Genomic DNA, 6,074 nt, shown 5'->3' with positions numbered 1-6,074 from the left:
TATGGAAGATATTACGGATGCCTATGAGAGTGCCTACACAATAATGCTCAACCTCAATAAAACGTGGGTGCAAAAGCAGGGCGACTTCTTCGTGGAGTCACCTATCATTCTGTTTGCCAGTATTATCTGGTATCTCAAAATCTATCAGAACGGGAAGTTTTGCACGTTTCCCCATGCTATCGAGTTTCTGAACCGCCGTTACGAGGATATATTTCCGATACTGACCTCTTATCCGGAGCTGGAGAACTACCTTTCGCCGTTCATGGATGCGTGGCTTGGAGGGGCTGCGGAGCAGCTCATGGGTCAGATAGCGTCGGCAAAAATCCCGCTTTCGAGGATGATTTCACCGCAGCTCTACTGGGTGATGTCAGACAGCGAGTTTACGCTGGACATCAACAATCCCGAAGAGCCGAAAATCCTCTGCGTGGGTAACAATCCCGACCGTCAGAATATCTACGGTGCGGCACTCGGTCTGTATAATTCCCGTATCGTGAAGCTCATCAACAAGAAGGGGATGCTGAAGTCATCGGTCATCATCGACGAGTTGCCCACAATATACTTCAAAGGGTTGGACAATCTTATAGCTACCGCCCGAAGCAACAAGGTTGCCGTGTGTCTGGGCTTTCAGGATTTCAGCCAGTTAGTGCGTGACTACGGGGACAAAGAGGCGAAAGTGGTGATGAACACTGTCGGCAATATTTTCTCCGGTCAGGTGGTGGGGGAAACAGCCAAGACGCTCTCCGAGCGGTTCGGTAAGGTGTTGCAGAAACGGCAGTCCATCTCCATCAACCGGCAGGATGTTTCCACCTCCATCAACACGCAGATGGACGCGCTCATTCCACCGAGTAAGATTTCCGGGCTTACGCAGGGAATGTTTGTCGGTTCTGTATCCGACAACTTCAACGAGCGTATCGAGCAGAAGATTTTTCATTGCGAGATTGTGGTGGATGCCGAAAAGGTGAAACGGGAAGAAAGTGCCTACAAGAAAATTCCCGTCATTACAAACTTCACGGACGAGGACGGCAACGACCGCATGAAGGAAACGGTGCAGGCGAACTACCGGCGCATCAAGGAAGAGGTGAAGCAGATTGTGCAGGAGGAACTGGAGCGTATCAAAAACGATCCGGTGCTGTGTAAACTGCTACCAGATAATGAGACTGTCTAACAAGTCCCCAAAATTGAAAATTATCCCTATCGAAGTTTGAAGTGACCCCCAAAAGTTGGATACAATTTTTTTGGGGGGCACTTCAGTTCTGACGGGTAAAATCGTAAAATTCGGACTTGTTAGACAAATACTTACGCGGTTTCAACCTCAGGTACTGAATCTATCGAATTGACAAATTTAACCAATTGCGGATCTGAATCTTTTTGTATGAGGTTTCGGAGACTCTTTTTCAATTCATAAGCATCATCCCCTGCTGTATTTATTAAATCCATATAAAAATCTTTGTTTTGCAGAATCAATGAACGGCATGCCCCATCGGAAATTACAGGTTTCACTATTTTATCAATAACGTCTCCAGCTTGACTTTTCAAATTACCATGCGATCTAAGCCATGTTTCGAAAAATTGAAACTTTATTGCATTGATAGTCTTTTTACCGATGCAGAAATCATTTCTTATATCGGTAACTGTCGATTTAATTTTTCGTTTATCCAATCTTTCAACTATATTCTTGAAACAATTAGGGAAAGGATTCAAACTTTGAGTTCCAGAAGCAATATCCATCAGAATCTTTTTGCCAAATTCAGTCAAGTTATCTGGCAAGGATTTGATTTTAGCCAGTAAATGTTTTATTGCGACAAACCAATAATATGATGTATGTGCTGTTCTTTGGGCGTATAATGTATCAACACTTATTTCAGACAACGCTTCGAACGCTATTTTATTGATATGATCGGTCAGGACATTGCTTATTTTAGTGGTCAAATCGTAAAAAGATGCGTCAGGAATTACATCTTTAATATTGTTCTTAGTGATATACTTATCCAAATCGGTATTCCACTCTGCTAAATGCTCGATAAATACCTCATCCGTTACACCTATTCTGTTCTTAATATCTTCAAATTGGGGCAATATGTCTGAGAGCAATAATTTATAGCCAAGTTTATGATTTACCATGTATTGTAGTGTTTCATTTAATAGCGGTATATTCCATCCCACACTATTTACTAATAAGTCTCCATGATCCACATAATAGTCCATGAGTTCTGCAACATATTTTATATCTCCACCCTCTATTAAGGAAACGGAATGACCATGTGCCAATTGCATGGCGACTAAATCGTAATATCCAGACTCTTTAATGTTTCGGCCATCAGTTTCTAATTCAGAATGCAACTGATTTATGTAGGTTGAATCTAACGTTACAGGTAAAGGTCTTTCTTCGTCAGATGCCAATAAACGATAGGTTGTAAATATAGCCCCTATATTATCTTTATTTACATTCTGTTCATCAATGCAATTCGTGATCGCTTGCAAAAGCGTTGGAAACGTATAGGTAGAATTATCTTTTAACGTTTTACAATATCTGCATGGTCGAAATTATCGGGTAGTAAGTTTGCCAAATAATTATCGAGCGCCTCCGAATTTGTTGCTACTTGATAATATTTATATGCTTTAGTTGTCGCGTTATCCCGATAGGCAGCATCTGTTGCATTTGCAGCTTGAATATAATCGATAAATGTATTTGGCTTGACTGTTTTTGCTTCAATCAATGACGTAAAATCGCACGCCAACTTATTTTGCGCAATAAACCTGTCTATTGCATCTAACGTTTTGAAATAGTCGCCGCCATTGAAGTCATTGAACCGAACTATCTTCTTATATAATTGAGCAATCACATGGTTTTGGCTTTCCGTGTCTAAATGCAACAGCAGTTCTTGGTATTCGACAGGGAACACCTGCTTCTCTATGGATTCTTTTAATTTCAATTGTGCTATTCTTTGCCATACACGCAGAATAACATCGCTCTTTCGAGTTAATTTATGCAAACAATGTATAATCTTATCGATAAGCGCATTGTCCATACATTGTATAACTTCTTCTAATACAGTGTCAAATTGTTTATTAGTCTCTGCATATTGATTTATGTCGTGGTCTTCTTCTCCGTTGATGCAGCCTTCAATATATTTTTTCAATGGAATTTGTCGAGCATCTTCAACATCGACACCATATACCAAAGCTGCAATTTCGCGTTGTGTTTGCAGATCATTGTTAATTATTGTTTGAATGCCATTCAGATAGTCGCCGGACAATATTTGTTCTACTGGATTTGCCAGAATATCCGTCTTCTTCAAACAGAACAATGCTATGTTTATCATCAAAATTTCGTTACACCACTCTTGTTTAAGAGCGACCATCTCATTGATATATGATATAATTTCCCTAACATTGGCATTAGGATTTACCAATCTGAATATCCGATTTATAGTTTCTTTCGCTTCATTTTCTGTTTCTCCAAATGCTTCAACAAACAGTTTGTTGAATATACTTCGATAGTCGGTAATAACAGGAGGAGCAACACGATAAACAATAGGGAAAGTTTTATTGATAAAATACTTGGTCAGTTGTTTCGTTTGTTCGTCGGTCTCATCTCCGAATGCACAAGCTAAATGTGTTTCATCGAAAGGAATAACAGCCCAAACATTTTCAAAACCGCTATCGGCGAAGAACGTATGGATAGAAGACCATAATTCTTTTACTTTTTCAGCGGGGAGACGATCCATGTTGTCAAAAACAAGGACTAATTTACGTTGTCCTTTTTCCTTGATAAAATCAGAAATGTCTTGCATCCATGTTTTGAACTCGTAAACCGTTGGTTCGTCTTCGCTCAAAGTCTCATAGCAAACGTCCTTTTCGACTTTATCTTGATAAATAGCTAACATATAACTCCATCCATATTTATGATCTTTGCTATATGCCCATTTCCAAACGCACAATGCAATAAGAACTGGCAGTGCAGCTATGATAATAGACAATAAAGAAAACCACCATGTTGTGGGTGTAGGTTTTACTGCATACGCAATAAATGTAAATATCGGAGTTAAAACTGCAACCAAAAATGCCGCAACCATACCATTACTGATAAGGGGATATTTTTCGGTTACGGTCTCCGTTTTACGGGCTAATAAATATTTCAGCTTTTCAGACCATGATACGGTTTTCGTACCTCCACCTTTGACTTTTATTGTTGCATTTCCAGATAGGATACCATCATCAATAAGTTTGCTTGTAAGCAATTCCAATATAGAGCGGCGTTGCAAGTCCTCTTGATGTCCCCATGCGTCATACTCAAAAAAGTAATAGTCGTCTGATAATTCACGTTCCAACATTTTAACCACGTTGGATTTTCCAGATCCCCAAATACCTTCGATGCCGATAATTCGAGGTAAAGTACATTCCTCATCCAATGAATCATTCTGACAAAAATGGCGAGCAATAGTTTTTGCCAACCTTTCTTGCGAACCTCCATCGAATTTGTCAATACCACACGGTTTATTTTGGATAAACCGCGGATATTGCTGTTTGGATTGTAGTTTTGTTTCCATATACGTAATTTATTGATTATACGAACTCCAAATAATTCTCCCGATTTACCACATGAAACTCGGCATAGGGATAGGCTTCTTGGAAGGCTTTCGGTGCGGCCGGCATTTTATTTCCCCACTTGAACTCCAAGGCGGTAAGACTGTCGGCACTCTCCTCAATCAGGTCGATTTCCTGTTTGTCGTAGGTGCGCCAGAAATAGAACTCCCTGTGCAGTCCCTCATTGAAGTTCGCTTTGCGCCGCTCTCCGATGATGTAGTTCTCCCACAGCGCACCGACATCCTGCCGAATGGCCAGCGGTGAGAAAGCCCCGATAATGGCATTGCGAATGCCGTTGTCGTAGAAGTACCACTTGCCAGCTTTTGTAACCTCCTTGCGTAGGTTACGCGAATAAGCCCCCAGACGATAGATAACGAAGACCTTTTCCAATAGGTCGAGGTATTTTTCAACGGTCGTCTTGCTCATGCCGAGTTGTTTACCTAACTCTTCGTAAGAAACTTCGCTGCCCAACTGAAAAGCTATCAATCGCAGTAGATCGCGCATCTTGCTCGAATTTTTTAAGCCGTCAATTGCTAAGATATCTTTAAGCAGGTATGCACCGACAATATCACGTAGGTAGTCTGTTTTACGTTCATAGTTCTCCATCATTACTACTTCGGGATAGGAACCGTAAATCAAGCGCGCTTCGAGGTTCTGGCGGGTTTCAAGTGCCGTTTCCGTCTGTGCGATTTCCCGTTGCGAGAATGGTGTAAGGAGAAATTGCGTACTGCGGCCGACCAACGGTTCACCAGTCTTATTCAGCAAATCGAATGACGAAGAACCACTTGCCAAGACACTTATTCCCGGTATTTCATCAACTATCAACTTCAGAATACTACCGATTTGTGGTATGTTCTGTGCCTCATCAATAGCCAGCAAATCAATACCATCCAATAAATGCCGATAATTGGCTATTGAGCGATTCTCCAATAGTGCTAATGTGTCGTAGTCTTCGCCGTTGAGCATCATCGTCCTACCTGAATAGTTGTCCACAATTTTACGCATCATTACCGTTTTACCAACACGGCGAGCACCAAAAATCAGTACTGCTTTATTGGGCGCGATTCGTGCTGTAATCTTCTCTTGAAGTATTCTATTTACTGTTTCCATACCTTATAAAATATAATGCAAAGATAATCATATTTTTTTAATTGGCGAATTTTACAAAAAAAACGGGCTATTAAATGGCGATTTTTACAACCACAATCTTATGGAAGTTGTTTCATTGTTTTTAGTAATGATATATGTTCATACTATGATGACTCAATAATTTACCAGACATACGTTTCTGAAATTTGTCCTTATAGGAATGAAAAACTCACATATATTGTGCTAATTAATATATAATTAAATGAAAATAAAAAGACAGGATACGAGTATTCCTGTCTTCTCATATGTAATGGATATTTTTTTATTTTCTCATCCGCTCCAACTCCTCATCACGCAACATTCTCTCGTTCAGTTTTTCCTGCATCCTGTCAATGAAA

Annotated in this window: 2 protein-coding genes and 2 pseudogenes; 1 reads left to right on the top strand and 3 read right to left on the bottom strand. The window is 40.3% G+C overall.

From position 1 onward, the window contains the following. On the top strand, positions 1-1,165 hold a 1,165-nt coding region (locus WKT12_RS16145; protein WP_018676463.1), incomplete at its 5' end, for a TraM recognition domain-containing protein. Positions 1,166-1,296: 131 nt separating this feature from the next. On the opposite strand, the pseudogene WKT12_RS16140 reads toward WKT12_RS16145, so the two are convergent. The 3 genes and pseudogenes from WKT12_RS16140 to WKT12_RS16130 all read right to left on the bottom strand — a co-directional run. After that, a pseudogene (locus WKT12_RS16140) lies at positions 1,297-4,550 on the bottom strand (P-loop NTPase fold protein). 16 nt (positions 4,551-4,566) lie between these two features. Beyond that, positions 4,567-5,697, bottom strand: coding sequence for an ATP-binding protein (locus WKT12_RS16135; protein ID WP_004291480.1), 1,131 nt, complete (start codon positions 5,695-5,697; stop codon positions 4,567-4,569). A 301-nt stretch (positions 5,698-5,998) separates the two neighbouring features. Beyond that, positions 5,999-6,074 (bottom strand): annotated as a pseudogene (locus tag WKT12_RS16130) (RteC domain-containing protein); the annotation flags it as partial.

It is taken from the genome of Phocaeicola sp. HCN-6420 (assembly GCF_037890145.1).
Lineage (GTDB): Bacteria > Bacteroidota > Bacteroidia > Bacteroidales > Bacteroidaceae > Phocaeicola.
This window is presented reverse-complemented; position numbering and strand designations above follow the sequence as displayed.

Excerpts from the sequence above, each read along its gene's own strand:
- WKT12_RS16135 (WP_004291480.1), bottom strand. The coding sequence starts at position 5,697 with ATGGAAACAGTAAATAGAATACTTCAAGAGAAGATTACAGCACGAATC.